Origin of the sequence: Tropicimonas sediminicola (genome assembly GCF_900188335.1) — a bacterium.
Classification (GTDB): domain Bacteria; phylum Pseudomonadota; class Alphaproteobacteria; order Rhodobacterales; family Rhodobacteraceae; genus Tropicimonas; species Tropicimonas sediminicola.
The window spans coordinates 722,763-746,531 of sequence record NZ_FZOY01000002.1 but is presented as its reverse complement, the minus strand read 5'-3'; the positions used below and the strand labels follow the sequence as shown (position 1 = coordinate 746,531).

23 protein-coding genes and 1 tRNA gene are annotated in these 23,769 nt (G+C 62.5%); 9 read left to right on the top strand and 15 right to left on the bottom strand.

Going from position 1 to position 23,769, the window contains the following annotated elements:
• Nucleotides 1–83: 83 nt before the first annotated feature.
• Both ctaD and lipB read right to left on the bottom strand, forming a co-directional pair.
• Nucleotides 84–1,757, bottom strand: coding sequence for a cytochrome c oxidase subunit I (gene ctaD, locus CHB86_RS07790; RefSeq protein ID WP_089232426.1), 1,674 nt, complete (start codon nt 1,755–1,757; stop codon nt 84–86).
• A 285-nt stretch (nt 1,758–2,042) separates the two neighbouring features.
• Nucleotides 2,043–2,708, bottom strand: coding sequence for a lipoyl(octanoyl) transferase LipB (gene lipB / locus CHB86_RS07785; RefSeq protein WP_281251211.1), 666 nt, complete (start codon nt 2,706–2,708; stop codon nt 2,043–2,045).
• Between the two features lie 103 nt (nt 2,709–2,811).
• Here lipB and CHB86_RS07780 point away from each other — a divergent pair, with 103 nt between their 5' ends.
• The 5 genes from CHB86_RS07780 to CHB86_RS07760 all read left to right on the top strand — a co-directional run bounded on the left by CHB86_RS07780 (nt 2,812) and on the right by CHB86_RS07760 (nt 5,924).
• Nucleotides 2,812–4,176, top strand: a complete 1,365-nt coding sequence (locus CHB86_RS07780; protein WP_089232424.1) for a peptidoglycan-binding domain-containing protein — start codon at nt 2,812–2,814, stop codon at nt 4,174–4,176.
• A gap of 149 nt (nt 4,177–4,325) precedes the next feature.
• A tRNA-Leu gene (locus tag CHB86_RS07775) sits at nt 4,326–4,412 on the top strand.
• Nucleotides 4,413–4,778: 366 nt separating this feature from the next.
• Nucleotides 4,779–5,081, top strand: a complete 303-nt coding sequence (locus CHB86_RS07770) for a TraR/DksA family transcriptional regulator (protein WP_245837809.1) — start codon at nt 4,779–4,781, stop codon at nt 5,079–5,081.
• Nucleotides 5,082–5,133: 52 nt separating this feature from the next.
• Nucleotides 5,134–5,532, top strand: coding sequence for a DUF2177 family protein (locus CHB86_RS07765; protein WP_089232422.1), 399 nt, complete (start codon nt 5,134–5,136; stop codon nt 5,530–5,532).
• 65 nt (nt 5,533–5,597) lie between these two features.
• Nucleotides 5,598–5,924, top strand: coding sequence for an arsenate reductase family protein (locus CHB86_RS07760; protein ID WP_089232421.1), 327 nt, complete (start codon nt 5,598–5,600; stop codon nt 5,922–5,924).
• Nucleotides 5,925–5,946: 22 nt separating this feature from the next.
• On the opposite strand, the gene CHB86_RS07755 is transcribed toward CHB86_RS07760, so the two are convergent.
• From CHB86_RS07755 to CHB86_RS07725, 7 genes are all read right to left on the bottom strand, one after another.
• The gene (locus tag CHB86_RS07755; protein WP_089232420.1) at nt 5,947–6,231 is read right to left on the bottom strand and encodes a hypothetical protein; all 285 of its coding nucleotides are present in this window, start codon (nt 6,229–6,231) and stop codon (nt 5,947–5,949) included.
• A 232-nt stretch (nt 6,232–6,463) separates the two neighbouring features.
• The gene (locus CHB86_RS07750; protein ID WP_089232419.1) at nt 6,464–6,763 is read right to left on the bottom strand and encodes a hypothetical protein; all 300 of its coding nucleotides are present in this window, start codon (nt 6,761–6,763) and stop codon (nt 6,464–6,466) included.
• Nucleotides 6,764–6,975: 212 nt separating this feature from the next.
• A complete protein-coding gene (locus CHB86_RS07745; protein WP_089232610.1) occupies nt 6,976–7,182 on the bottom strand; it encodes a cold-shock protein in 207 nt (68 codons plus the stop codon).
• A gap of 161 nt (nt 7,183–7,343) precedes the next feature.
• Complete coding sequence (locus CHB86_RS07740; protein WP_089232418.1) at nt 7,344–7,952, bottom strand: DoxX family protein; 609 nt, start codon at nt 7,950–7,952, stop codon at nt 7,344–7,346.
• 4 nt (nt 7,953–7,956) lie between these two features.
• A complete protein-coding gene (locus CHB86_RS07735) occupies nt 7,957–8,706 on the bottom strand; it encodes an HvfC/BufC N-terminal domain-containing protein (RefSeq protein ID WP_089232417.1) in 750 nt (249 codons plus the stop codon).
• Nucleotides 8,703–9,569, bottom strand: a complete 867-nt coding sequence (gene bufB / locus CHB86_RS07730; protein WP_089232416.1) for an MNIO family bufferin maturase — start codon at nt 9,567–9,569, stop codon at nt 8,703–8,705. The genes CHB86_RS07735 and bufB overlap by 4 nt, the downstream gene beginning before the upstream one ends.
• A 73-nt stretch (nt 9,570–9,642) precedes the next feature.
• The gene (locus CHB86_RS07725) at nt 9,643–9,936 is read right to left on the bottom strand and encodes a BufA1 family periplasmic bufferin-type metallophore (protein ID WP_089232415.1); all 294 of its coding nucleotides are present in this window, start codon (nt 9,934–9,936) and stop codon (nt 9,643–9,645) included.
• A 160-nt stretch (nt 9,937–10,096) separates the two neighbouring features.
• On the opposite strand from CHB86_RS07725, the gene CHB86_RS07720 reads away from it, so the two are divergent.
• Both CHB86_RS07720 and CHB86_RS07715 read left to right on the top strand, forming a co-directional pair.
• Nucleotides 10,097–10,657, top strand: coding sequence for a sigma-70 family RNA polymerase sigma factor (locus CHB86_RS07720; RefSeq protein WP_089232414.1), 561 nt, complete (start codon nt 10,097–10,099; stop codon nt 10,655–10,657).
• Nucleotides 10,654–11,295 (top strand): NrsF family protein, encoded by a 642-nt coding sequence (locus CHB86_RS07715; RefSeq protein WP_089232413.1) that lies wholly within the window; start codon nt 10,654–10,656, stop codon nt 11,293–11,295. The genes CHB86_RS07720 and CHB86_RS07715 overlap by 4 nt, the downstream gene beginning before the upstream one ends.
• A gap of 68 nt (nt 11,296–11,363) precedes the next feature.
• On the opposite strand, the gene thrS is transcribed toward CHB86_RS07715, so the two are convergent.
• Complete coding sequence (thrS, locus tag CHB86_RS07710) at nt 11,364–13,310, bottom strand: threonine--tRNA ligase (RefSeq protein WP_089232412.1); 1,947 nt, start codon at nt 13,308–13,310, stop codon at nt 11,364–11,366.
• A 1,083-nt stretch (nt 13,311–14,393) separates the two neighbouring features.
• Between thrS and CHB86_RS07705 the strand changes: the two genes are divergently transcribed.
• Nucleotides 14,394–16,379, top strand: a complete 1,986-nt coding sequence (locus CHB86_RS07705; RefSeq protein WP_141134841.1) for a P-loop NTPase fold protein — start codon at nt 14,394–14,396, stop codon at nt 16,377–16,379.
• A gap of 694 nt (nt 16,380–17,073) precedes the next feature.
• On the opposite strand, the gene CHB86_RS07700 is transcribed toward CHB86_RS07705, so the two are convergent.
• The 5 genes from CHB86_RS07700 to CHB86_RS07680 form a co-directional block, all read right to left on the bottom strand.
• On the bottom strand, nt 17,074–17,424 hold the full coding sequence (locus CHB86_RS07700) for a hypothetical protein (protein WP_089232410.1): 351 nt from the start codon (nt 17,422–17,424) through the stop codon (nt 17,074–17,076).
• Nucleotides 17,425–18,263: 839 nt separating this feature from the next.
• Nucleotides 18,264–18,920 carry a DUF3299 domain-containing protein gene (locus tag CHB86_RS07695; protein ID WP_245837808.1) on the bottom strand — a complete coding sequence of 219 codons (657 nt, stop codon included), beginning with the start codon at nt 18,918–18,920 and terminating at the stop codon, nt 18,264–18,266.
• 20 nt (nt 18,921–18,940) lie between these two features.
• Nucleotides 18,941–20,272, bottom strand: coding sequence for an ABC transporter permease (locus CHB86_RS07690; protein ID WP_089232408.1), 1,332 nt, complete (start codon nt 20,270–20,272; stop codon nt 18,941–18,943).
• Nucleotides 20,272–20,949: an ATP-binding cassette domain-containing protein gene (locus tag CHB86_RS07685; protein ID WP_176442818.1), complete on the bottom strand. Its 678-nt coding sequence runs from the start codon at nt 20,947–20,949 to the stop codon at nt 20,272–20,274. Before CHB86_RS07685 ends, CHB86_RS07690 begins: the two co-directional genes overlap by 1 nt.
• A 66-nt stretch (nt 20,950–21,015) precedes the next feature.
• Nucleotides 21,016–22,392 (bottom strand): amidohydrolase family protein, encoded by a 1,377-nt coding sequence (locus tag CHB86_RS07680; RefSeq protein WP_245837806.1) that lies wholly within the window; start codon nt 22,390–22,392, stop codon nt 21,016–21,018.
• A 234-nt stretch (nt 22,393–22,626) separates the two neighbouring features.
• On the opposite strand from CHB86_RS07680, the gene CHB86_RS07675 reads away from it, so the two are divergent.
• Nucleotides 22,627–23,670 (top strand): helix-turn-helix domain-containing protein, encoded by a 1,044-nt coding sequence (locus CHB86_RS07675; RefSeq protein WP_176442802.1) that lies wholly within the window; start codon nt 22,627–22,629, stop codon nt 23,668–23,670.
• Nucleotides 23,671–23,769: the final 99 nt, after the last annotated feature.

Genomic DNA, 23,769 nt, shown 5'->3' with positions numbered 1-23,769 from the left:
GCAAGAAAAAACCTGCCGCGCGGTGCGCGGCAGGTCGATGTCGTCCGTGTTCCGATGCGGGCGTCGCCGCGCCGGAAGCGGGATCAGTGCGCGTGGCCCTTGTCCCAGTCGCTCTGCTTGGGGAGCGTCTCGAAGGTATGCTCCGGCGGCGGCGAGGGCAGGGTCCACTCCAGCGTGTCCGCGTATTCATTCCAGTAGTTCGCCTCTGCGATCTTCTCGCCCCGGCGGAGCGTGACCCAGACGATGTAGAAGAACAGCACGAACGAGGCGAAAGACAGGAACGCACCGAGCGACGAGACGTAGTTCCAGGTGGCGAAGGCCTCCGGATAGTCGATGTAGCGGCGCGGCATGCCCTGGCGGCCAAGGAAGTGCTGCGGGAAGAACGTCACGTTCACGCCGACGAAGAACAGCCAGAAATGCACCTTGCCGAGGAATTCCGGGTATTGCCGGCCCGACATCTTGCCGATCCAGAAGTATACCCCGGCAAAGATCGCGAAGGCCGCGCCGATGCTCATGACATAGTGGAAATGTGCCACCACGTAGTAGGTGTCGTGATAGGCCCGGTCGACGCCGGCCTGGCTCAGCACGATGCCGGTGACACCGCCCAAAGTGAACAGCGCCACAAAGCCGGCGGCGAACAGCATCGGTGTCTTGAATTCGATCGAGCCGCCCCACATCGTGGCGATCCAGCTGAAGATCTTGATGCCTGTCGGCACCGCGATCACCATCGTCGCCAGCATGAAGTAGCTCTGCTGGCTGAGCGACATGCCCACGGTGTACATGTGGTGGGCCCAGACCACGAAGCCGAGCGCGCCGATTGCGACCATCGCATAGACCATCGGCAGGTAGCCGAAGATCGGCTTGCGCGAGAAGGTCGCGATCACCTGGCTGATGATGCCGAAGCCCGGCACGATCACGATGTAGACTTCCGGGTGGCCAAAGAACCACAGGATGTGCTGATAGAGCACCGGGTCGCCGCCGCCGGCCGGGTCAAAGAACGTCGTCCCGAAGTTGCGGTCGGTCAGCAGCATGGTGATCGCACCGGCCAGAACCGGCAGGCTGAGCAGGATCAGCCAGGCGGTGACGAAGATCGACCAGGCGAAGAGCGGCACCTTGTGCAGGGTCATGCCCGGGGCGCGCATGTTCAGGAAGGTGGTGATCATGTTGATCGCGCCGAGGATCGACGAGGCGCCCGAGACGTGGACGGCGAAGATCGCCAGGTCCATCGAGTAGCCGCCTTCATTGGTCGACAGCGGCGGATAGAGCACCCAACCCACGCCCGAACCCAGCTGGCCGTTGCCGCCCGGGCTGAACACCGAGGCCACCGCAAGGCAGCAGCCGGCGAAATACATCCAGTAGCTGAGGTTGTTCAGCCGCGGGAACGCCATGTCCGGCGCGCCGATCTGCAGCGGCATGAAGTAGTTGCCGAAGCCCCCGAAGAGCGCCGGAATCACCACGAAGAACATCATCAGGATGCCGTGGGCGGTGATCAGCACGTTCCAGATATGGCCGTTCGGCGTACAGCCATCGGTCGAGCTGGCGAAGAGCCGGAAGCCCTCCATGCACATGTGCTGCACGCCCGGCGTCATCAGCTCGATGCGCATCAGAACGGTGAAGAAGACCGCAATGAAGCCCATGGCGGCCGCGGTCACCAGGTAGAGAATCCCGATGTCCTTGTGGTTGGTGGACATGAACCAACGGGTGAAGAAACCCCGATTGTCCTCATGGTCATGCCCGTGAATGGCTGCATCGGCCATGCATTCCCTCCGGATGAAGTGTGTCCTGTTTTCCGGGGGCAGCATCGTTGGATCGGCGCCCCCCGCGTCCGACGCTCACATTAGGGTGTTAGGTGGGCGCCAGCAACCAGCAATGCGCTCAGAACATGGGCTATATGCAGTTTGCGGAATGCAATTCCGGGTCCATACTGCGGCAGTCTGTCCCGAAGCGGGACGAGGCGGCGGGGAGTGCCCCATGCGAGCCCCCTCGGCCACGAATCGCGCTATGGCTGGGCGGGGGCGTGTCGAGGGCTGCCTGTGGAACGCTCAGCGAAGTGGCAGCGCGTCCTCGAAGGTGCTGCGGAGCGCGACGTCGAGGTCGTTCATCGTCACCGGGAGCCCGAGGTCGACAAGGCTGGTAACCCCGTGGCCGGTGATGCCGCAGGGCACGATTCCATCGAAATGGCTCAGGTCCGGCTCCACGTTGATCGAGATGCCGTGGAAGCTCACCCATTTCCGGAGCCTAATGCCGATCGCGGCGATCTTGTCTTCCCGCGGCGAGCCGTCGGGCAGGGGGGGCTTCTCGGGGCGCGTCACCCAGACGCCGACGCGGCCGGGACGGATCTCGCCCTTCACGTTGAACGTGTCGAGGGTGTCGATGACCCAGGTCTCGAGCTGCTCGACAAAGGCGCGCACGTCCCGCCCGCGCCGGTTGAGGTCGAGCATCACGTAGACCACCCGCTGACCGGGGCCGTGGTAGGTGTACTGGCCACCCCGCTTGCTTTCGTGGACCGGAAACCGGTCCGGCTGCTTGAGGTCGTCGGGCCGGGCCGACGTGCCGGCGGTGTAGAGCGGCGGATGCTCGAGCAGCCAGACCGCTTCGCCAGCCGTTCCGGCCGTGATCTCCGCCACGCGCCGCTCCATCTCGGATACGGCCGTCTCGTAGGGGACGAGCCCGTCGGACGTGATCCACTCAACCATGCTGGCCCCCAAGCTTGACTCGAATCGGTGTCGGCCATGACCATTAGCCAAACGTTATTGGGGCCGCCATGGCCCAAGCCTCTTTTTTCGACCGTGAATACATCAGGAGATTGACATGAAAGGACGCATCCTCGTCTCGACCTTGCTTGCAGGAAACCTCGCCATCGGCCCGGCCCACCGGGCGGCCGCAGATGCGGGGGACGCCATCGCCGGCGCGATCGTCGGCGGCATCATCGGCAACGCCATCGCCCGCGATCAGCAGCGCCGGACCACCACCGTCTACCGCCAGGCGGCGCCTTCCAAGAAGACGTACAGTTCCGGCATATCCTCGGCGCAACGGGCCGAGAACCGCTCGGTTCAGCACGCGCTCAACTATTTCGGGTTCAACGCCGGCGGCGCCGATGGCGTGCTCGGGCGCAATTCCCGTGCAGCCATTTCCGGTTACCAGGCGCATATGGGCTACCCGGCGACGGGCCAGCTGACCCAGTACGAGAAGGACTTCCTGCTGACCTCGCACAACCGTGTGCTCGCCGGCGGGCCGACGACGAACCAGCTCATCGCGGCGAACCCGATGGGGCCCAAGGGGCTGCTGATCACCTATCGCGACCAATTGGCGGGCGGGGCCATGGCGGGCGTCGTGCCGCCGGCAACCACAACCGTTGTCGTAAACCCCGCCGTCGCGCAACCTGCCGCGCCGGCGCCGGTCCCGGCGGCCGCGGAGCCTGCCGCGCCCGTGACCGAGGCAGCCGTGGACGAGGGGCCGAAGATGCCCAGCTTCCTCGGCGAAGCCAGCGAGGCCTCGCTCGCCTCGCATTGCAACGCGGTCAACCTGATGACCAACGCCAACGGCGGCTTTGCGACCCTCGCCTCCATGTCCGATCCCGCGGTTGCGCTGAACGAACAGTTCTGCCTCGCGCGGACCTATGCCATCGCCCAGAGCGAGCAATTGATCGGCAAGGTGCAGGGTGTCTCGGCGGCCGAGATCACCGCGCAGTGCAAGCAGCTTGCGCCGCTTCTGAAGGACCAGGTTGCCGCGATGTCGGTGAACGACAAGGAGGCGGTCGTCCAGCAGGTCTCGCAATTCGTGCTCTCGACGGGAATGTCGCCGGCCCAGATGGTGCAGACGGCCAAAATCTGCCTCGGCGACGGCTACCGGGTCGATGATCTGAACGTCGCTCTGGGCTCGGCGCTGATTCTCGTCGTGCTGGGCGAGCCGGTCTATGGCGAGCTGCTCGGCCATCACCTCTCGCAGGGATTCGGCGCGTCGAAACGTCCGGATCTCTCGCTGGCCTGGTACCAGTCCAGCGCAGACGCGATCGCCCGGGGGACCACGCCGGTCTTTGCGCCGGGGCAGGAGGGTCGCAACGAGCTGATCCTTACGGCGGCGTCCGAGATCAACGGAACCGGAGGCGCCCCGAGGGCGATGCAGCCGCAGGCGGCCTCCTCGACGGCGATGCCGAGCTTCCAGATCAGCCAGTGACCCTTGCAAACCAGGGGTGGTGCGGGCGCCCGGAGTATCCCTCGGGCGCCCGCCCGCGCGATTTGTGAAAGAAGCTTTGCGAAAGCCGAAAAAACCCCTTTTCATCCCCGCGCGGCTTCGCTAGAAGCGCCGAGCCTACCTGATCACGTGCGGTCGTGGCGGAATTGGTAGACGCGCAGCGTTGAGGTCGCTGTGGGGTAACTCCCGTGGAAGTTCGAGTCTTCTCGACCGCACCAGATCCCCTAGGGGCCGCCGTCCGGCGCCCCGGAATGGCAACCTTCCCAGATCAAAATGTGCATGTGGAACGGCGGTCATCCGGTCCGGTTCGGGGCGTTTGCCTCGCGCAGACATCGCCCGTTCGCGATGCCGTTCTGTGCCGATAATCAGGGGGATTGCAGGCGGGACGCGTGACGGTCAGGAGCCAACTGATACACCTCGCGCCCCGCTGCGTTGCCGGTATAACGCCGAATTCGTCACCGTTGCGTAAACAGGCGGGCAGCGTTCGGTGGCGGCGCGCGGGATCGCAACGCCCCGCGCTTGCGCCCGCGCCCGCTGCCTGCCACGCTCGGCTCATGGAGGAGCCCGCGATCCGAAAGCGCTTGATGGAGCGCCTGCAGACCCTCGATGAGGAGGATGCCGCCTCGGCCGGGGCGCGTTCGGTCGTGGAGCTCGACCAGGCCGCCACAGGCCGCCTGTCCCGGATGGACGCGCTGCAACACCAGGCGATGGCGCAGGCACAGGCCCGCCGGCGCGCGGCTGAGCGGGTTCGGATCCGTGCGGCGCTCGCGCGCCTCGACGAGGGGGAATACGGCTATTGCACCGATTGCGGCGAGCCGATCCCGGCGGAGCGGCTGGAACTGGACCCGGCCCTTGCCCGGTGCGCGGAATGCACACGCGGCGCCTGACCCCTTGCCGGGCCATGCCCCGGCGCTACCTCCGCCCCAACCGGAGGTGACGATGCCCTTTCTCGTTCTTTTGCTGACCACTGGACTGGTCTTTCTCGCGCTAGATGCGGTGATGCTGAGCACGGTGATGCGCCCGCTCTTCGAACGCCATCTGGGCGAGGGGCTGCTCGACGGGTTGCGGCTCGGGCCCGCGATCCTGTTCTACCTGCTCTACATGGGGGGCGTGATGTACTTCGTATCGCTCCCCGCGTTGCGAGCGGATGCGCCGACCCAGGCGCTGATCAACGGCGCGATCCTCGGCCTCGTCGCCTATGGCACCTATGAGCTGACCAGCTATGCGGTGATGCGGGACTGGCATGTCTCCATGGCGGCGGTGGACATGTGCTGGGGCGCGGTGCTCACCGGGGTCTCGGCCTGGTGCGGGGTGATGGCGGCTCGCGCCATCGGCTGACGCTTGCCGTTCACGGGTCGCCATGCGAAGCGAGGGGGTGACTGGAGCGAACCCGGAGTAGAGCGATGATCCTTTTCGGCATTCCCACCTGCGACACCTGCCGCAAGGCGCGCAAGGCGCTCGAGGCGGCGGGCCATGCGGTGACCTTCCGCGATATCCGGCAGGAGCCGCTGACATCCGATGAGTGGGAGCCGCTCATCACGGCCTTCGGCGATGCCCTGATCAACCGGCGCTCGACCACTTGGCGGGAGCTTTCGGAGGCGGAAAGGGCGTGCGGCGTTTCCGAACTTCTGGCCGCCCATCCGACGCTGATGAAGCGCCCGGTGGTGCAGGAGGGGAACCGGCTGACGCTGGGATGGGATGAGGCGACTCGCGCGGAGTGGAACGTCTAGGGCGGCCGTTCGACAGCGTAGGCTAGGCCGGCGTTTCCAGAAGCTCATGGCGGGCGGCGCGTTGCATCTCGTCCACCAGGTCAGGGTTGTCTGCCTCCCACTGCTTGAAGGCGAGATAGGCGTCGACGTTCTGCCGCGTGCCGGACATCGGATCGCTGCTTCCTGCCTCGGGATCGTCCATGAACTGGGCCTTCACGACTTCGAACACCCCACTGCAGGCGACCGCCTCGTCCGAGGACAGGACCCGCACTTCGGCCGCTGCATTGCACGTGTAAAGAACTGCCAGGATCGCGAGAAATTCGGTCATGGTAACGCCTCCAAAAATGCATGGAGACAGTGGACGCAGAACCTTGTCAGTCGCGCACGGGGAAGCGGAGCGCCACTGCGTCACTGCCTCCCATCAAGATGCGTGCCCTCCGGCAACGCTTGAGCAAGTATACCACGAATCGAGCGATCGTTCATCCCGAACCGGTGGCCGCCCGGCGCTCGTGCAGCGGGGCCGGGGATTTGAGCGTCGCGAGACCGCTGTTGTCCGATAATCAGGCGTAGCTCGCCCGGTCGAACACCTGGCGCTCGGCTTTCCGGCGGAGCAGGGCGGCGATATCCGGGTTGGCGGCTTCCCAGGCCTGGAAGCGCAGCGCGCCCTTTCGAAGTCGGAGCTGGCGGTCGCAGGCCGGCACCTTTGCCAGCGCATCCCGTTCAGCCGGGCTCAGGAATCGGCGCAGCACGATCTCTCGTTCGGGTTGGGCCATCATCGCCGCCTCGTCTGGAAGGGCACCGCTGACGGCAAACCGGGCGAGGGCTCTGTAGAACGAGAGAATGGCGACGAGATCGGGCATGATGCGTGCGTACCTGCAAGTTGTGCAAGGAGACGCGTCGTCATGGCAGGATGCAGCTGACGGTGCCGCGCCTCCTCCCAATTGGCGTTGTTTCGGGAATGATAGCACGGAGCAGCACAAGGGAAACCTTCGTTGCTGCAATGCGGAAATGCGTGTGCCGCAAATGACAGCCACGCGTCCTGAGGCGCGTGGCTGTCGGAAAATGATAATTTTTACAATGCTTTGAGGTCTGTTGCCGAAGACCGCCCGTCACGACCTTCGCGCAGCTCGTATTCGATCTTCATGTTGTCGGCGAGGCCCGTCATTCCAGCGCGCTCAACCGCGCTGATGTGAACGAAAATGTCCTTTCCGCCGTCATCGGGGGCAATGAACCCGTAACCCTTGGTGGTGTTAAACCATTTCACGGTGCCGGTCGGCATATCCCGCGTCTCCTTCGTCTCAACTTGATCCGCCCGCGAGATTGCGGCGGCGTGGTCACGCAGCCGGACTTTCTCTTGGGGGCAGGGCCAGTGAGTCGTAGTGGCGTCGTCACGCCTAGAGGGTGCCTCACTTGTGAAATAAAACAACCCTCTTTGAAAAATCATTGTTTGTGGGGCTGTCCGATGCCGATCAAACGGTCAATCGACAGCGGACCTGCCCCGCGCAGCACCAGCGTGATCAGAAGCAGCATCCAGAATGCCCGCTGGTCCATGATCAGCGAATCCGAGGCGCGGTCGAACCAGGCGCCGATGGTTGTAGCGTCGGCGTGGTGTCCGTGAATGTCGGTCAGGCTCTGGACGGTGACGAAACCGATCATGCCGAGCGCGGCGAGGCGTGTGAACAGCCCGATCACGATGAGCAGGGGCAGCAGGAACTCGGCCCAGGTGCCGGCGAGGATCACCAGTTTCTCGAAGATCGAGAACTGGCTCGGGTCGTAGAGAACGGCCTCGGCCTTTTGCGGGAAGATCTGGGCATAGGCGCCGGTGGAGGGCACGAAGATGCCGAAGATCCCATCGCCGAGCTTCGTCATCGCGGACGCCCAGAAATACATCAGTAGCACGGCGGCAAAGGCGAACCGCGCCAGGGTCGGGATGGCCCAGCCGGCAAGGGCGGTTTCGAGGGCGGAGAACACCCGGTCGTGGATCGCGACGATGCGGTTGAATACGGCGCGCTTCTGCGAGGTTGCGGTGTCTGTTGTGGTGGCGGTCATCGGGTCAGTCCTCCTCGATGGCGATAAGGGCGCCGCCCGAGATCAGGGCGCCAAGGGTCGGCGTCAGGTCGAAACCGGCGTCGATTTCGGACGCGCAGGACAATGCCTCGCCCAGGCTGCCACCGGCAGCGATGGCGGAAACGAAGGTGCCGGCTGCGGGTGTCAGCGCGGCGATTTCGGGGTCGAACTGCGGCCGGGTGATCAGGGCCGTTTCCGGTACCGGGCGCGGCTTGGGGCCGTCTTCCATGTTGAAGCGCCAGATAGACACGATCGGCCAGTCGGACTCGACAAGCTGCAGCGCGGGCGCGAGGCGGAACCGGGCTTCCGCCAGCGCGTCGGGCGGCAGCGCCTGCAGTTCCGCGGGCGGCAGCGACAGGGTGTCGGCCGCATGATAGGCGCGGCGCAGCGCAAGTTCGAGGCGCGCCACGTCGGGCAGGTAGCCGAGTGAGCGCACCGGTTCGAACTGCTCGAGAAAGCCGGGCAGGGCCTCGCCGTAGAGCGCGATCAGCGGAGAGACGGGCGGATGCGCCCGGACGAAATGCCCGGCAAGGATGCGGAAGTTGTTCTCTCCCAGCAGCTTGCGGATCACCGGGAAGGCCTCGCCGAGGGCGTTCGACAGGCTGACGACCACGTTGTTGCGGTAAACGTCGAAGCGTTTGCCCGCCGCACGGCCCTCCGGGTCGACCAGCCCCTCCGGGACCGGGCGGACCGGATCGAGGACCGCGGCGCGAAAATCTGTCTGGCTCACGGTCATGACAACACCGCCTGCCGCGCCGGGGTGAGAATGGCGGCGGCGCGCTCGGCCTCGGCGGCCAGTACCGGCCACTCGGGCACGTCGGTGTCCCATTCTATCAGGCTCGGGCGCGGGCCCATGGCGGCGATGGTCTCGGCATAGAGCGTCCAGACGGGGTCCACGACCTCGGCGCCGTGGCTGTCGATCAGCAAGGGCGCGCCATGCTCGTCCTCCTGTTCGTCATGTCCGCCCAGGTGCACCTCGCCCACGTGCTCCAGCGGGAACTCGGCGATATAGTCGCGCGGGTCGGTCTTCTGGTTGGTCGCGGAAACGAAGACGTTGTTGACGTCGAGCAGCAGGCCGCAGCCGGTGCGGCGGGCAATCTCCCGCAGGAAATCGGTCTCCGACATCTCGCTTTCGGCAAAGGCGAGATAGGTCGAGGGGTTCTCCAGCAGCATCCGCCGGCCGAGCGCCTCCTGCACCTGGTCGATATGGGAGGCGACGCGGGCCAGGGTGGCCTCGGTATATGGCAGGGGAAGCAGGTCGTTCAGGAAGGCCGTGTCGTGCGTCGACCAGGCCAGGTGTTCGGAAAAGCTTGCGGGGTTCAGCCAGCCCACCAGGTGAGCAAGGCGGGCGAGGTGGTCCCTGTCGAGCGGCGCCTCGCCGCCGATCGAAAGCCCGACGCCGTGCACCGAGATCGGGAAGCGTTCGGCCAGGTGACGCAGCTGCGCCAGCGGGCGGCCACCGTCGCCCATGTAGTTCTCGGCGTGGATCTCCAGCCAGCGGACCGGGCCCGGATCCGCCATGATCGCTGCGAAATGCTGCGGCTTGTAACCGACCCCGGGCGCCAGTGGCAGGGTCTCGTGGGCGGTGCTGTCGAGCATGTCAGGTCTCCGGAGCGGTCATGGGCAGGGGGCGTGCCCGGCGGTTCGCGCGCCGGGCACCTGGCGGGGCGGCTTACGCCGGCAGGTCGCGGTCGAGGGCTTCGAGCGAGCCCATGCGGCCGTCGGGCAGTTCCATGCTCTCGCAGGTGCCGGCGTCGACGAGCGTCCAGGCGTTGCCCTGGTAATCGACCGTCGAGGTGCCGGCGCAGGTGGTGCCGGGGCCGGCCGCGCAGTCGTTCTGACCGGCGAGCGAAACGCCGAAGCACTTCTCCTTGCCGGCTTCCTGCGCGGTGGCGTGGCCGGCGCTGATGCTGACGAGCGCGGCGGTCATGGCAGAGACGAGAACGGTCTTGTTGGTCGATTTCATATGACTGTATCCTTCGGTTGATCGGCGCCGTCTTGGCGTCCGTGCATACCTGTTCGTCGCTCCGGGCATGGATGTTACGGACCTCACGAACAGGTTACTGAAATCGCCAAAATCGCCGCCCGGCTGTAACGTTTCGCTGTTTCGCGCGAATGGAGGATCAATGACGGATCGCAACGACCGGTGGAGAGATCTCCTTCGGAGGGCGAACAGGGGCGAGGCAAAGGCCTACGCGCAGTTCCTCACCGAGGTCACACCGGCGATACGAACCATCGTTCTCGGGCGTTCCGGAAGGGATGCGGGGAGCGAGGACATCGTGCAGGAGGTGTTGCTGGCGGTTCACGCCAGGCGGCATACCTGGCGAGAGACCGACCCGGTGGCGCCGTGGCTCTATGCCATTGCGCGATACAAGACCGCCGACGCATTCCGCCGCATGAAGCGCGGTGGACACCAGGTCCCGATCGAGGATCTGGCCGAGCAGTTGCCGGACGAAGCGCAGGTCGACCCGACCGCCGCGCGCGACCTTGGACGCCTGCTGGACGGAATAGATGACCGTTCCGCGCAGATCGTGCGCGCCGTCGGTCTGGAAGGACAAAGTGCCGGCGATGTCGCTGGCGGGCTCGGAATGAGCGAAGGGGCCGTGCGGGTAGCCTATCACCGTGCGCTGGCCCGCCTGCGCCGGCTGGCGGCAGGAGACGAGAAAGAGGACGAGACGAGGAAATGAAGACCGAAGACCTGATAGCCTCATTGGCCGCGGAGCCCCTGCCGCCCGCCGGCCCGTCGCTGGAGCGGCGGGCGGCAGGGGGCCTGGCGGCGGGCGCGTTCGTGACGCTGGCGCTCTTTGCCGTCGTCCTGGGCCCCCGGCCCGGGCTGGGCATCGCCGTGTCGGATCCGGTGACCCTTGCCAAGACGGTGCTGCCGCTCGTTCTGGCCGTATTGAGTCTTGGCTTGGTGCTGCGCGCATCGCGCCCGGCCGTGCCGTCCGGGGCGGCTTCCAGGATCATCTGGGCGGTGCCGGCGGCTGTTTTTGGGCTCTTCGTCTGGGCGTTTGTCACGACCCCTGCCGGTCAGCGGCTGGCAGACTTCGTTGGGCATTCGATCCACGTCTGCCTGCCGTCGATCACGGCGCTGTCGCTCCCGATCCTCGGTGGACTGCTGATGGCCCTGCGCCAGGGCGCCCCGGTGAACCCGGTGCGCTGCGGCGCGCTGGCCGGCCTGGCGTCGGCCGGCCTTGCGACGGCGATCTACTCGCTGTTCTGCATCGAGGATACGCCGCTCTTCTATGGCGTCTGGTACAGCCTCGGAATCCTGATCGTCACCGGGCTCGGCGCCGTCCTCGGGAACCGGCTCTTGCGCTGGTAAAGCATTCTTCCCAGATGCTTACGGGCGCCTTCGGGCGCCCGTCGCGTTTCTGTCGGCCGTTGCTCCGGTCAGCGCAGATCGGGGGGGAGGGCCTCGTCGGCGAGCTGTGCGACGAGTTCGTCGAGCGGCACGGTCGCCGTCTGTTTCTCGCCCAGCCGTCGCACGGTGACGGTGCGGTTCTCCACCTCGCGCTGCCCGATGGCGAGGATCACCGGCACCTTGCCCACGGAGTGCTCCCGCACCTTGTAGTTGATCTTCTCGTTGCGGATATCGGCCTCGGCGCGCAACCCGGCGTCCTGCAGGGTCTTCGTCGCCTCCAGCACGAACTCATCCGCATCCGAGACGATCGAGGCCACCACGACCTGCCGCGGCGCCAGCCACATCGGCATCCGGCCGGCATAGTTCTCGATCAGGATGCCGATGAACCGCTCGAAGGAGCCAAGGATCGCACGGTGCAGCATGACCGGGCGGTGCTTTTCGCCGTCGGCGCCGATGTAGCTCGCATCCAGCCGTTCCGGCAGGTTGAAGTCGGCCTGGAAGGTGCCGCACTGCCATTCGCGGCCGATCGCGTCGGTCAGCTTGAAGTCGAGTTTCGGTCCGTAGAAGGCGCCTTCGCCCGGGTCGATCTCGAAGTCGTTGCGGACGTTGAGGATCGCCTTCTCCAGCGCCGCCTCGGCCTTGTCCCAAACCTCGTCGGAACCCACGCGCACCTCGGGGCGGGTGCTGAGCTTGATGTCGAACTTCGAGAAGCCCGTGTCGCGGTAGATGTCAGACAGCAGTTCGATGAAGCTCGCGCATTCCTGCTCGATCTGGTCCTCGGTACAGAAGATATGCGCGTCATCCTGCGTGAAGCCGCGCACCCGCATCAGGCCATGCAGCGCACCATGCGCCTCGTAGCGGTGGCAGGAACCGAATTCGGCCAGCCGCAGCGGCAGGTCGCGGTAGGACTTGATGCCCTGGTTGAACACCTGCACGTGGCAGGGGCAGTTCATCGGCTTCAGCGCGTTCATCCGCTTTTCGTTGGCATGTTCTTCATCGATCTCGGTGATGAACATGTTCTCGCGGTACTTGTCCCAGTGACCCGAGGCTTCCCAGAGCTTTCGGTCGACCACCTGCGGCGTCTTGATCTCGCGATAGCCCGCGCGGTCGAGCTTGCGCCGCATGTAGTCTTCCATCTCGCGATAGATGGTCCAGCCGTTGGGATGCCAGAACACCATGCCCGGCGCTTCCTCCTGGAAGTGGAACAGCTCCATCTCGCGGCCCAGCCGCCGGTGGTCGCGCTTCTCGGCCTCCTCGAGGAAGGTCAGGTAATCCTTGAGCTGCTGGCGGTTCTGGAACGCCACGCCGTAGATCCGCTGCAGCATCGGGCGGTCGCTGTCGCCGCGCCAGTAGGCGCCTGCCACCTTCATCAACTTGAAGGCGTCGGCGGGCACCTGGCCCGTGTGCTGGAGATGCGGGCCGCGGCAGAGATCCTGCCAATGGCCGTGCCAGTACATGCGGATCGGCTCGCTGCCCGGAATGGCGTCGATCAGCTCCACCTTGTAAGGCTCGTTGTTGGCCTCGTAATACTTCACCGCGCGGTCGCGCTCCCAGACCTCGGTGGTCACCGGATCGCGGCGGTTGATGATCTCCTTCATCTTGGCCTCGATGGCGCCGAGGTCCTCCGGCGTGAAGGGCTCCTCGCGGTCGAAGTCGTAATACCAGCCATCCTTGATCACCGGGCCGATGGTGACCTTAACCTCGGGCCAGATTTCCTGCACGGCGCGCGCCATGATATGGGCGAGGTCGTGCCGGATCAGCTCAAGGGCAGGGGCCTCGTCCTTCATCGTGTTGATGGCGATGGTGGCGTCGCCTTCGACCGGCCATTGCAGGTCCCAGTGCTGGCCGTCCACGGTTGCGGAGATCGCCTTCTTGGCCAGCGAGGTGGAAATGGCGGCGGCAACTTCGGCGGGCGTAACGCCCCGCGGGAAGTCTCGGCTCGCGCCATCGGGGAATGTGAGGGAAATATCGGCCATGTCGGCTCTCCTCGTCGGTTCGGCGCCCACGGAACGCCCGGTTGCGATGCCCCCATTGAAAACATTTCATTCTTTCAGTGGTCGTCACTGAAATGCTCAGCGGGGTGGATTTATTTTCGGAACTGGGTTGTGCCGCCAGACGGCGGAGGATGCAAGTGATACCTCGCGGCGCTGGGCTGCGGTTGGCCTAGTCGGGTCGCGCCGGAAGCGAAACACCCCCCACCCCCTACCCATGAGGCTCTCGGGGGCGGCGGACGAGGCAGAGCCATACACAGCCGACCCCTCAAGTTTTTTTCGAGATTTTTTTCGACGGCGCGGCAAGCCCTAGCCCGTTGCGTGGCAGCGGAACTCAGTCGTCGCCCACTCCCAGAACGCCAAACATCCTTCCTCCGGATCAAGCGACCCAACAGCGTCTCTGCCTCCGTCTTGTCGGGCAGCCGTAGGACCGGAAAGAGCGGTTTGCAGAGACTTTCAGAGTTACGGCTTGGTAAGGGGTGCCGTCGCGCCAACTCCTGGCCACCAACCGCTCCTGTGTCCCCCAAGGGGGCGCCGACACACCGCAGTGCTGATGCCGCTAGGCAGCCAAGGTTCTGGTCCTTAGGCAGAAGGAAATTGCAGCTTCAGTACCGCCCGAACCGGCGACGAAGACAAGTAGACCTCCTAGGCGGGTACTTTGCCGACTTGCCGAACCTTGGCTGCGGCCGAAACATCGAACGTTGCGCTCACCAGACCATCGATGAAGCGGGAACGGACCGGACGTTCGCGGTGGCTCACATCAACGTCAAGTCAGCGGGACAAAACGGGCCATCGGCCAGATCGCTCGAAGGCGCGCAACCGGCCGGTTGCGGCCACTCTTCGGTGTTCTGGGATGCTGCAGTTCTCCCGTTGAACCTGCCTTTCGCTACGTGTGCAAATTTTGCAGCCATCACGCGGTAACCTTAGTCCACTTCGAACACACACCGAGCCCCTAAGCGGCCACCCCGCGTGTATGGTGCGGTCAGACATTCCCGAAAATCAGATAGACGATGCCGCCCTATCGACTATGGTCGCAACGAAGAGCATCTAGGCGGAAATTTTTTTTTCATGCACGACGCGGCCCGAAATCAAATTCGACAATTCCTATTGCGTTGGGTCAATTCTCCTGACAATCCAAAGTTCGCGGTAATGATTGAAGGTCGATGGGGTTGCGGCAAGACGCACTTTATTCAAAGCCTCGTGAGTGAAGATGACTTTACAATGCGAAAGACCATATATCTATCGTTGTTCGGCATCAGCAACTTGCAAGATTTTGAAAGGCAGCTGTTTTATGCCGCATCGTCCAAAGCCATCAAGATTATGCATCAAGGGCTTGGCTTCGCCTCCTCCCTTTTCTCTGGTGCTATCTCGGTTGGCTCTGGAGGTGTGTTTTCAGGATCGGCAGACATCGGACAAGCCGTTGAAAGCACTTTGAAGCAAGTGACCAAAGCGTCTGATGCAATCAATGAGGCTTTGGTTATAATTGACGACCTCGAACGGTGCGGCTTTAATCAATCTGAACTACTCGGCGTCCTTAACCGCTACATCGAGCATGGCAACTGTCGTATCATTCTAGTGGCAAACACACAACGGATTAACGACGAAAAGTTTGGAGAGTTTCGGGAGAAGGTTATCGGCCAAACTTTCGAGATTCCACCTGACCCCAAGGCTGCGGTCGATGCGTTCATTGCGGAGATATCGGAGGGCGTTGCAAGAACATTAATCGCTTCTAGAAGCGATAGGATTGAAGAACTCTATCGTCTCTCTGGATTCAATAATCTCCGTGCTATCCGACAGTTCTTGTGGTTCCTGGCAGGCATGCTTGAAGCTACAGATCGGAGATTTCGGGAAAATAGTGAGCTGATAGATAGCCTCATCACTCAGGCTTTCATTTTCTTCATAGAATTCAGACTGAACCTTGGCGGCCCAGAAAATCCTCTGACCCCTTCAGATCTAGTGCCGGAAATCGGGCGCGACGACCCTGAACGACGAACATTCTATGCCTTCAAGATGAATAAAGACGATCCTGACACTCCCACTCGGAAAGTAATTCTGAAATACAACCTCATCCATGGCATCCGGACGGCAATCACACTTCGTCAATGGGTTGACATCCTCAATAGCGGAGTCGTCGATGCGAAGCGGTTCAACGCTGAACTGGCTGGCGCCCCAGAAGTCAACGGCCCGGATAGCTGGCCTTCTTGGAAACGGCTCTGGCATATTTCGAGCTGGGATTTTTCAGACGGTTCGGTGACAGAGTTTGATGCCGACATTGCCGATATTCGCAACGGAATTGAAGAGGGCCGTTATGAGAATCCTCTTGTTGTGATGCACGTTGTTGGCGTCGTATTGATGCTACTTGACGAAGGGTTGATCGAGGACGTCGAGAGCGGCTGGGTTCAGAGGTTCAAGCGCTATATTGATGAGATTGTAATCCCCTCGCTTGATCTCGACAGCTTTGGTGCAACACGTTGGAGTTTTGACTCAGGCTATGAAGGACTCGGCTATATTCGCCGCGAGAAAGAGGATTTTATGGAAGTGCTTTCTCATCTGCAGCAAGCTGCACATGATTGGTACTCCCAATGGAAGGCACAATCAGTGGCTAAGCACTTAATCGAGGCTTTGAAGTCAGATTACTTCGAGTTTCTCGGTGAGCTTAAAATTGTCAATGGTAAGGGTACTCAGAGGTTTCTCCGAGAGCCAATTCTTCAAACCATTGAAGAGGATGATTTCGTGAATGCATGGTTGTCGTTGGACAGGGAATATGAGCGCGCGCTTGCGGGTTGTTTCGAAGACCGATATGATCAAGTGCCAGAGTTGATTTTGACCGAAGGCCCCTGGTGGCAAAGCGTTGCAAATAGGCTTTCTGTCAAGATGGATGATGAGCCGATCATGCCGCGAAAGGCTCAACTGCGTGGGTTGATAAAGGGAATTGATCGATTGGTCGACGACAGGCTTGAGAAAGCGAGATTGAGAGGTCTCTTCGCCGAACCAACGTGCGAAACGGAAATCGACCTTGGCTGGACCTTGGCACCCTCAACAACCGCCACCTAATTCGTCTGACACCCAGCCCACCTTCCCCGTACGATAACCCTGCGTAACACATCGTCTACGCAGGCGCGCCGATAGACCTTTGATAGAAGTGAGAACCTGCGCACGTCGGAGCGGCGGTTGTTCGCTTTCATTAAAACCAAGTCCGGCTTTCGCGGCTGCCGCGAAGGTCGTCTTCCCGCCCCTATGCTGCTCTGGACGCGTATGGCGGCTCCCGGTTCAATTGAAGAAGCTGCACTAGCGAAGCGCTGATGCGCCGTGACCGGCAGCTTTGCGCAGGAAGCTGTCGCTGCTTACACGCATGCTTCGCCCGTCCTGCTTCCAAGCTGACCTTATTCCAAACTTGAAGTCGGCTCACAGATGGCTCAGTTGATCTGCTTGCGTCGCGTCGATACCGGTCGGTTGCTGAAGCCGGAGTAATCAGCTGGGGCACTACAACGTCCGCATTCATCTCGTCGCGAGCAGCCCGGCAGCTCTGCTCAGCATTGCTTGGCCGGGGTCTGATCGTTGTTGGCCCCAAAAGGGCCGACCTGCCCTCAAAGCGGTGGGGCCACATTTGGGCGGATTACGGCGTCTTCCCGCACGCTGGCGTGGTAAGGGGGGCTGATCGGTAGATATCGCGTCACAATCCGCTCTTTGGGCGGGCAGACAGCGAACGGATTGCAGTGAGAGGGTCGATTGACCCTCCTGCGTGCCGTCAGTTTGCATCGGTTGCCTTCTCCGCGTTCAGGAGTTCGGGCAGCACTCCGTCCTCTCGCATCGTTTCATACACAGACCTCATCAACTGACCCAGTTCCATTCCGGTCGGTCCGTGTTCGTCGTTCGCCAGCCCATGGCTGCCGAACGCCCGAACGATTGCGGTTTCCGCCAGTTGGACCTGCACCTTTGGGTCGAGCCACCCGTCCGGTCCCCACGCGGTGTCGTCGTCCAGCAGCTCACGCATCCGCTCCACGCCTGCGACGCCGTTCTGGCGGATCGCCTCGCGTACCTGCGGGTCCATGCGCGGGCGTCCGCTCGGGTTGCCGCTCTGGCCCTTCACCCATGTCATCCTTTTCGCCTCCAGTTTGGTAGCAAATTGATAGCATGGCGGGATCGCGGTGGTCCAACACGGCGTACCAAGGCAACATGACCGACGCTACCAAGGTCACTTTCATTGGCGATCGTCTTGCGCCACTAATGATCCGGCCATCCGACCTATGAAAAACAACCCCGAACCGCCGCTTAGGTGACACGACCGGCAAACCAAGCCAACCCTAGGAACGCTAGAGCGGCCGTTTGCTGTTTTTTGGTAGCTCCAGTACGAACGACCGCCTCCCGTTTGTTGCAAAGACTCCAAATTGCCAAGACAATCACTGTGAACGTGTATCGATCCCGAGGGGGATCGAAAGAACTGTCTCTGCTCTGACAAGGCGGACATAGCTAAACTCCCGTTGGCTCAAAACCTGAAGGTCTTAGGTTCAAATCCTACCCCCGCAACCAAAAATAAAAAACAATATCAAAGACCTGAAGTCGGATTCGGCCGATCAAGTTTTTTGATGTCGCGTTTTACATCAACGCCACATCAACGTTTGGCGAGTCCTTCAGAAAGGCGTTTGGGAATCTGGGCTAGAGGTGGATGATGCCCCTAACCGCTAACCTTCCAGGTGCCGGAGGGGGTGGGCCTGACGTCTAACCCCATCAGACTCTTAATATATTGATATTGTGTGTTTTTTGAGGGCATGCCCTCAGTCGGTGGGCGTTTCGGACGCACTCGTCTGGCACCGCACGATGCCTTCTTGGGTGGGCAGCATCCGACCCATTTCGTTCTGAGGTCTCGTGGACGCGACGCCTTCGCCGACACGTACAACCCGCCATGCCGAGATACCGATCTGTCCCATGCCTCGTCGTTCACCCGCCATATTTCTCGACCAGCACCGGCTGCATCGAATAGCTCACGGAGACCGGGGCCCGTCCATCGACGTACCCGACGTCCTGAACCGAACTCTGGGCGACCATGGTCCCGGTGATCCAGACGGGCCTGAAAAGTACGTCCACCTCGATGCCCTCGGGATACACGACATGGACGATCTGGTTGGCGGGCGGTGGTGGGGTGTGGATGCAGGCGCCGACGGTGGGCACGAGAAGGAACTCAACCGCCTTTCGATCCTTGAATTTCAAGGGCAGCATATATCCCGGTAGGCGGACACTCGTGCCGACGATGTCCTCGTTCACCGCTGAGGCTGCCGCTTCACGTTTCTCCATGATCGCCACACGCGCAGCGAACAATCCGTCGACATCGAGGCCGTCCTTGGACAGTTGTTCGCGTAACGCTTGCGCCTTGGCGCGCGCCTCTGCGTCATCGCTTTGCTCGGCTCCTGTCTCGAACCGCAGGATCTGGCGGAGGGTGTCCATCTGGTGGTAGGTGATGGTCTCGAACGGGTTCTCGATCACGGCGGCCGGAGGCGCGAGCGTCTCCCAGGAGATCTCCTGAGGGTCTGCCGCCTGCGCCAGCCCCGGAGGAACGGCAAGCGAGAGCATCAAGACGAGACGAGCAAACATGGGCATGGAGACTTCCCCTTGGTTTGTCATAGCCGAACCGACAGCCCGTCGGCCAGCGTCATGCGATAGACCCGGACTGCCGGGACAAGCGAGGCGAGCAGCCCGGCGCAGAAGATGACGAAATGGGTGGTCAGTTCGCGCGCCCCGAAGACATTCCATCCCAATCGCAGACCGAAGCGGGCGGACAGGATCGGGTCGGTCACGAACGTGGCCACCGTGAGCAGAGCAAGGCCAAGGATCAGCCCCGCCGCGGTGAGGACGGCTGCTTCCGTGACGATCAACGTGAAGATACGCGTGGGTGTGGCCCCAACAGACCGCAGGATCGCAAATTCGCGGCGGCGGGTCTCGAGGGTCGCAGAGAGCATGACCACCATGCCGATCATTCCTGCCAAAGCCACGGCCCAAGCCATCAGTCGCATCGCGCGTTCAGCCGTCCCGGTGATCCCCCAGAGCTCGGCGAGCGCGACCGCCGGGAGGACGGCGCTCAACGCGTCAGAGGGGCGTTGGTTGACGGCCCGCTGCAGACCGAGGACACTGGTCCGATCGATCAGCCCAATATAGACGGCATTGATCCGGTCCGGTTCGTGTCCGTGTCCGACCTCCGTGCCTTCATGGTCGCCATGATCTTCGTGGTCGTCATGGTCGTCGTGTGCGTCATCCTCACCATGACCGTCGGCGGGCATGGCGGCCGGGTCGAGGGGGGCGGCCAGCGGCGCGTCTTCCTGCGCATGCAGGGTGTCAAAGCCCTCGAGCGTGACGAAGACCATCCGGTCGACGGCGGTACCGGTCGGCGCGAGCACGCCCGAAATGGTGAACGGCGCGTCGTCGTGGAGGTCGAACGAGACCTCTCCTGAGCCATGGGCGTTGACGATCACCGCACCGGGCGCATAGCCGAACCGCGCCGCGACTTCGGCCCCGATCACGGCGGCGTCTGCCCCATCGCCGGTGTAGAACGTGCCAGCCGCCAGAGAGAGCGGTTGGCCGCCGGAGTGCCGGAAATGCTCGAAATACGACGCATCCGTCCCGATCACCGGATAGCCGCGATGATTGTCGCCCATCTGGATCGGGACCGCCCAGGCGACTTCGGGCCGATCCTCCAGCCACTTGAAGCTCTCCCAGGTCATGCCGGTCCCGGTACCGCCGACGCCAAACACCGTGGCCATCAGGATCTGGACGGAATTGCCGCGCGGCGCCACGACCAGGTCGATCCCCGAGGCGGAGTTGGCGAAGCTGTCGCGCGCGCCCCCCCGAATCCGCTCGACACCGAGGATCAGCGCGACGCTGAGGCTGATGGCCAGCACGGTCAGGCCGGCGACGAACCGGCGGTTCCACAGGCTGCGCAGGCTGAACCCAAGCATCAGGCGGCGCTCCGGTTCAGTTCGAGGAAGTCCACACTGCGGTCGAAATGACGCTCCAGGCTGCGGTCGTGACTGACAAAGAGAAGCGCGGCGCCCGCTTCGGCGCATTCCCGCGCCAGCAGGTCGACGAAGGCCGCCTTGGCCGCCTCATCGAGCGCCGAGGTCGGCTCGTCCGCCAGGATCAGGTCCGGCTTGCCGATCAGAGCCCGCGCGGCGGCGACCCGCTGCTGTTGCCCGACACTGAGCTCGTTGGCCGGCTTCGACGCCAGCGCCGGATCGGACAGACCCAATTCGTCAAGCAGTCGGCGGGCCGTTCCCGCGGGATTGTCGCCCGCACGCACGCGGCGACGCTGCGAGAATGTGCAGGGCAGAAGGACGTTCTCGAGCGCACTCTGCCACGGAACGAGATTGAACACCTGAAAGATAATGCCGATGTGATCCACCCGGAACCGGTCCCGCGCACCACCGCGCAGGGCGCCAAGATCCTGTTCCGCGACGCGGATGACCCCCTTCGGCACATCGACCACTCCCGCGATCGCGGACAGCAAGGTCGATTTTCCGCACCCGCTCGGTCCATACAGGAACAGGCTCTCGCCGGACGCCAGAGACAGCGCGCCAATCTCCAGCGTGCAACGCTCCGCGCGCGGCCACCGGTGGACAAGCCGATCAATCCGCAATGGGTGCAACTATCGGTCTCCCGGCCATGAAGTCGCCCGCCGCGTTTTCGCGGCGGACGGTCGTTGTCACTGAAGCGTGTTCTTGTAGATCACGCCGTCCTTCATGATGATGCGGATCGTTTCGGGGCTTTCAGGGCGCGGCTCTGCGTCGAGCCACTTGTCTGACGCGCCGACGACAGAGAAGGCTTCGAGCGGATTCCCGTCGAGGAGCAACAGATCAGCGTAAGCGCCTTCTTCGATGACGCCGAGCTTGCCTTCCGGATATGGGTTCATGAAATCGCCAGACAGGGCGACAATTTCTCCACCCACCGATGTCATCGCCACCAGTCCATCGAAGGCGCTGAAATATTTCTCGTGCAAATGCTTCTCGTAGGCAATCTGGATGTTGCAGGCTTCAACCGTGTCAATACAATCCGTATTGAAGCCACGCTTAACAGGATATTGCTTCATGTTCGAAATGTAGTTCGCAAACATCTCCTTTGCCGCTGTCGCTTTGGCCAGGCTTGATGGCACGTCGCGCACTGGCGGAATCTCCAGTATCGACGGATCGAAGCTGGTCAGGTTGGTAGTGGTGTAGGCGCCTTTCTCTATCATCAAATCTGCGACTTCCTTGTCGAACCCCAAATTATGTTCGATGGACTTAACGCCAGCATTCAGTGCGGCCATCGCGGCTTCTTTTCGATAGGCATGTACCATGACGTAACTGCCGTACTCGTTGGCGACCTGAACCGCCGCCTCAAGTTCCTCTTTTGATCCGGCAAGCAATTGGAACGGATCGAATACCGAAACGATGCCACCCGATTGCATGAATTTAATCTGAGTGGCACCCATGCGGAAGTTGTTGCGCGCGAATTTCAGCACGTCGTCAGGGCCGTTGGCCTGTTGCGAGATGTTCAATCGAGATACGTTTGTCTCTGCATCAGGCAGTGCAGTGAAGTTGGCGAAATCGGCGTGCCCCCCTCTCGTGCCGATAAACGCACCGGAAGGATAGTGGCGCGGACCGACGATCAACCCGCTATCGATTGCCCTACGAATACCACCGTTAGCTCCGCCCGCGTCGCGTACGGTGGTGAAGCCCTGCATCAAGTACATCTCGGCCATCTTGGTGGCGTGGATGCCGAAATCCTCCCAGGTCTTACTGGCTTCCATGGCCGGCACCGATGGCCCCATGAGCATGAAGTGGGCATGGGTCTCGACGAATCCCGGCGTCATCGTCCGCCCGCCACCGTCGATCACTGTCGCATCCGGGGCGTCGACGGCGTCGGTCGACACGGTTTTGATCTTGTTGCCCTCGACCAGAACCGAAGCGTTTTCGATGAGGGCCTCGTTCACACCGTCAAACACCTGCACATTCGTAAACAATACCTGCGGCAGCGCATCTTGTGCGCACACCGGGCCTGCCGCCAGGACAGACAGCACAGCTATTTTCATCAAGTTTTTCAAACCGTTTTCTCCCGTTTGCAGTGGCCACATACGCCTTGCGCGGGCCGTTCACCGCTCCAACATGAGCGCTTGTAATTCGCCGTTCGCGCGAACCGAATCTTTCGGGCGATGCCTCAGCAGTCGGCGCAGACTAGCAACCTGAGGCGGCAGAAAATTATCAAAATGGGATGAAATTATCCCGAGAATCCCACTCTTTGATAAGTTTTCACTGCATCTCGAAGTATGATGGGAAGCATGAAGTTACCTGATGCCGATTTCCTCCCGGGAAGCCCCGTAGCCCGGGCGAGCGCCTTGGTGCAACTGAACACGATTTCCCCTTTGCTTGGCTATCTGAAGGCGCGGTCCTATGACGTGGACCAACTGATGGAGGCTCACGGGCTTACGCTGGAAGCCGCGAAAGATCCTTCGCGGCTCGTGCAGGCCGAGGTGATCTATGGGCTCGTCGAGTCCCTTGCCCGGGCCATCGGCGACCCGTGGCTCGGCGTGCACGTCGGGGAACACCTCGACCTGGAGGCATGGCCTATCACGCAGGACGCGCTCAAGGGTGGCGAAACTCTTGGCCAAATCCTGACAGGCCTCGTGCTTTCCACAGTGAAATTCACCGCATCGGCGCGGCACCGTCTGGAAATCGGCCCCGTGCAATCCTCCTACTGTGTAGAACGCACGTTTCGTCCGCGCCAAGTGCCGCTTCAGAACATCGGATTCACATTTGCAACATTTCTCCGGATTCTCGATCTGCTCGACGACACTCGGGCAACCGGCGACGTGGTGCTCGAAACACCTTCTGCACTCGCATTGCCGCCGGGTTACAGAGGCCTCGACATTCGGGAAACCGGGTCTCCAGTGCAGGTGATCCGCTTTCCGTCAAAGCTGCTGCGGTCCCGTGCTGTCAACCGTCTTGCCCGCACCCCTGCAACCGAGGCTTTACTGGAGCGCCCGTCGCTGACCCGCGCCATCGCCGCCGTAGCGCCGGAGATCCTCAATCGCCACGAAGACAACCTGCAGCAGGCCGTGGCCGAGGCGATCGGCCTGGCTCCGGCAGAACTGGAAGCCGGGTTGTCTGTCCTTGGCACGAGCCTCGCGAGCGAACTCCGTCGCGCGCGCCTTGCGCTGGCTTGTGACGCGCTGGAAACGACTGACACGCCGATCGCGGACATCGCGGCCCAGTTGGGTTTTTCCGCTGCCGCCAACTTCTCGAGGTTCTTCAAGTCCAACACGGGCGAAACGCCGCGCGCTTATCGTCAGCGGCTGCGGCGCGTTCCAACCGGAAAGCGGTAGAAGCGGGTGGCTGTGATCAAGCAGGCCGGCGCCGAGCATCACGGTGACGATCAGCGCTAGCTACACCACTCGACAGGACACTGCCGCCATGAAACTTTT

Excerpts from the sequence above, each read along its gene's own strand:
- CHB86_RS07735 (WP_089232417.1), bottom strand. The coding sequence starts at position 8,706 with ATGACCGTGAGCCAGACAGATTTTCGCGCCGCGGTCCTCGATCCGGTC.
- CHB86_RS07760 (WP_089232421.1), top strand. The coding sequence starts at position 5,598 with ATGATCCTTTTCGGCATTCCCACCTGCGACACCTGCCGCAAGGCGCGC.
- bufB (WP_089232416.1), bottom strand. The coding sequence starts at position 9,569 with ATGCTCGACAGCACCGCCCACGAGACCCTGCCACTGGCGCCCGGGGTC.
- CHB86_RS07695 (WP_245837808.1), bottom strand. The coding sequence starts at position 18,920 with ATGCCCATGTTTGCTCGTCTCGTCTTGATGCTCTCGCTTGCCGTTCCT.
- thrS (WP_089232412.1), bottom strand. The coding sequence starts at position 13,310 with ATGGCCGATATTTCCCTCACATTCCCCGATGGCGCGAGCCGAGACTTC.
- CHB86_RS07770 (WP_245837809.1), top strand. The coding sequence starts at position 4,779 with ATGGAGCGCCTGCAGACCCTCGATGAGGAGGATGCCGCCTCGGCCGGG.
- CHB86_RS07765 (WP_089232422.1), top strand. The coding sequence starts at position 5,134 with ATGCCCTTTCTCGTTCTTTTGCTGACCACTGGACTGGTCTTTCTCGCG.
- ctaD (WP_089232426.1), bottom strand. The coding sequence starts at position 1,757 with ATGGCCGATGCAGCCATTCACGGGCATGACCATGAGGACAATCGGGGT.
- CHB86_RS07720 (WP_089232414.1), top strand. The coding sequence starts at position 10,097 with ATGACGGATCGCAACGACCGGTGGAGAGATCTCCTTCGGAGGGCGAAC.
- CHB86_RS07675 (WP_176442802.1), top strand. The coding sequence starts at position 22,627 with ATGAAGTTACCTGATGCCGATTTCCTCCCGGGAAGCCCCGTAGCCCGG.
- CHB86_RS07700 (WP_089232410.1), bottom strand. The coding sequence starts at position 17,424 with ATGACATGGGTGAAGGGCCAGAGCGGCAACCCGAGCGGACGCCCGCGC.
- CHB86_RS07740 (WP_089232418.1), bottom strand. The coding sequence starts at position 7,952 with ATGACCGCCACCACAACAGACACCGCAACCTCGCAGAAGCGCGCCGTA.
- CHB86_RS07690 (WP_089232408.1), bottom strand. The coding sequence starts at position 20,272 with ATGCTTGGGTTCAGCCTGCGCAGCCTGTGGAACCGCCGGTTCGTCGCC.
- CHB86_RS07725 (WP_089232415.1), bottom strand. The coding sequence starts at position 9,936 with ATGAAATCGACCAACAAGACCGTTCTCGTCTCTGCCATGACCGCCGCG.
- CHB86_RS07745 (WP_089232610.1), bottom strand. The coding sequence starts at position 7,182 with ATGCCGACCGGCACCGTGAAATGGTTTAACACCACCAAGGGTTACGGG.
- CHB86_RS07715 (WP_089232413.1), top strand. The coding sequence starts at position 10,654 with ATGAAGACCGAAGACCTGATAGCCTCATTGGCCGCGGAGCCCCTGCCG.
- CHB86_RS07705 (WP_141134841.1), top strand. The coding sequence starts at position 14,394 with ATGCACGACGCGGCCCGAAATCAAATTCGACAATTCCTATTGCGTTGG.
- CHB86_RS07780 (WP_089232424.1), top strand. The coding sequence starts at position 2,812 with ATGAAAGGACGCATCCTCGTCTCGACCTTGCTTGCAGGAAACCTCGCC.
- CHB86_RS07750 (WP_089232419.1), bottom strand. The coding sequence starts at position 6,763 with ATGCCCGATCTCGTCGCCATTCTCTCGTTCTACAGAGCCCTCGCCCGG.
- CHB86_RS07755 (WP_089232420.1), bottom strand. The coding sequence starts at position 6,231 with ATGACCGAATTTCTCGCGATCCTGGCAGTTCTTTACACGTGCAATGCA.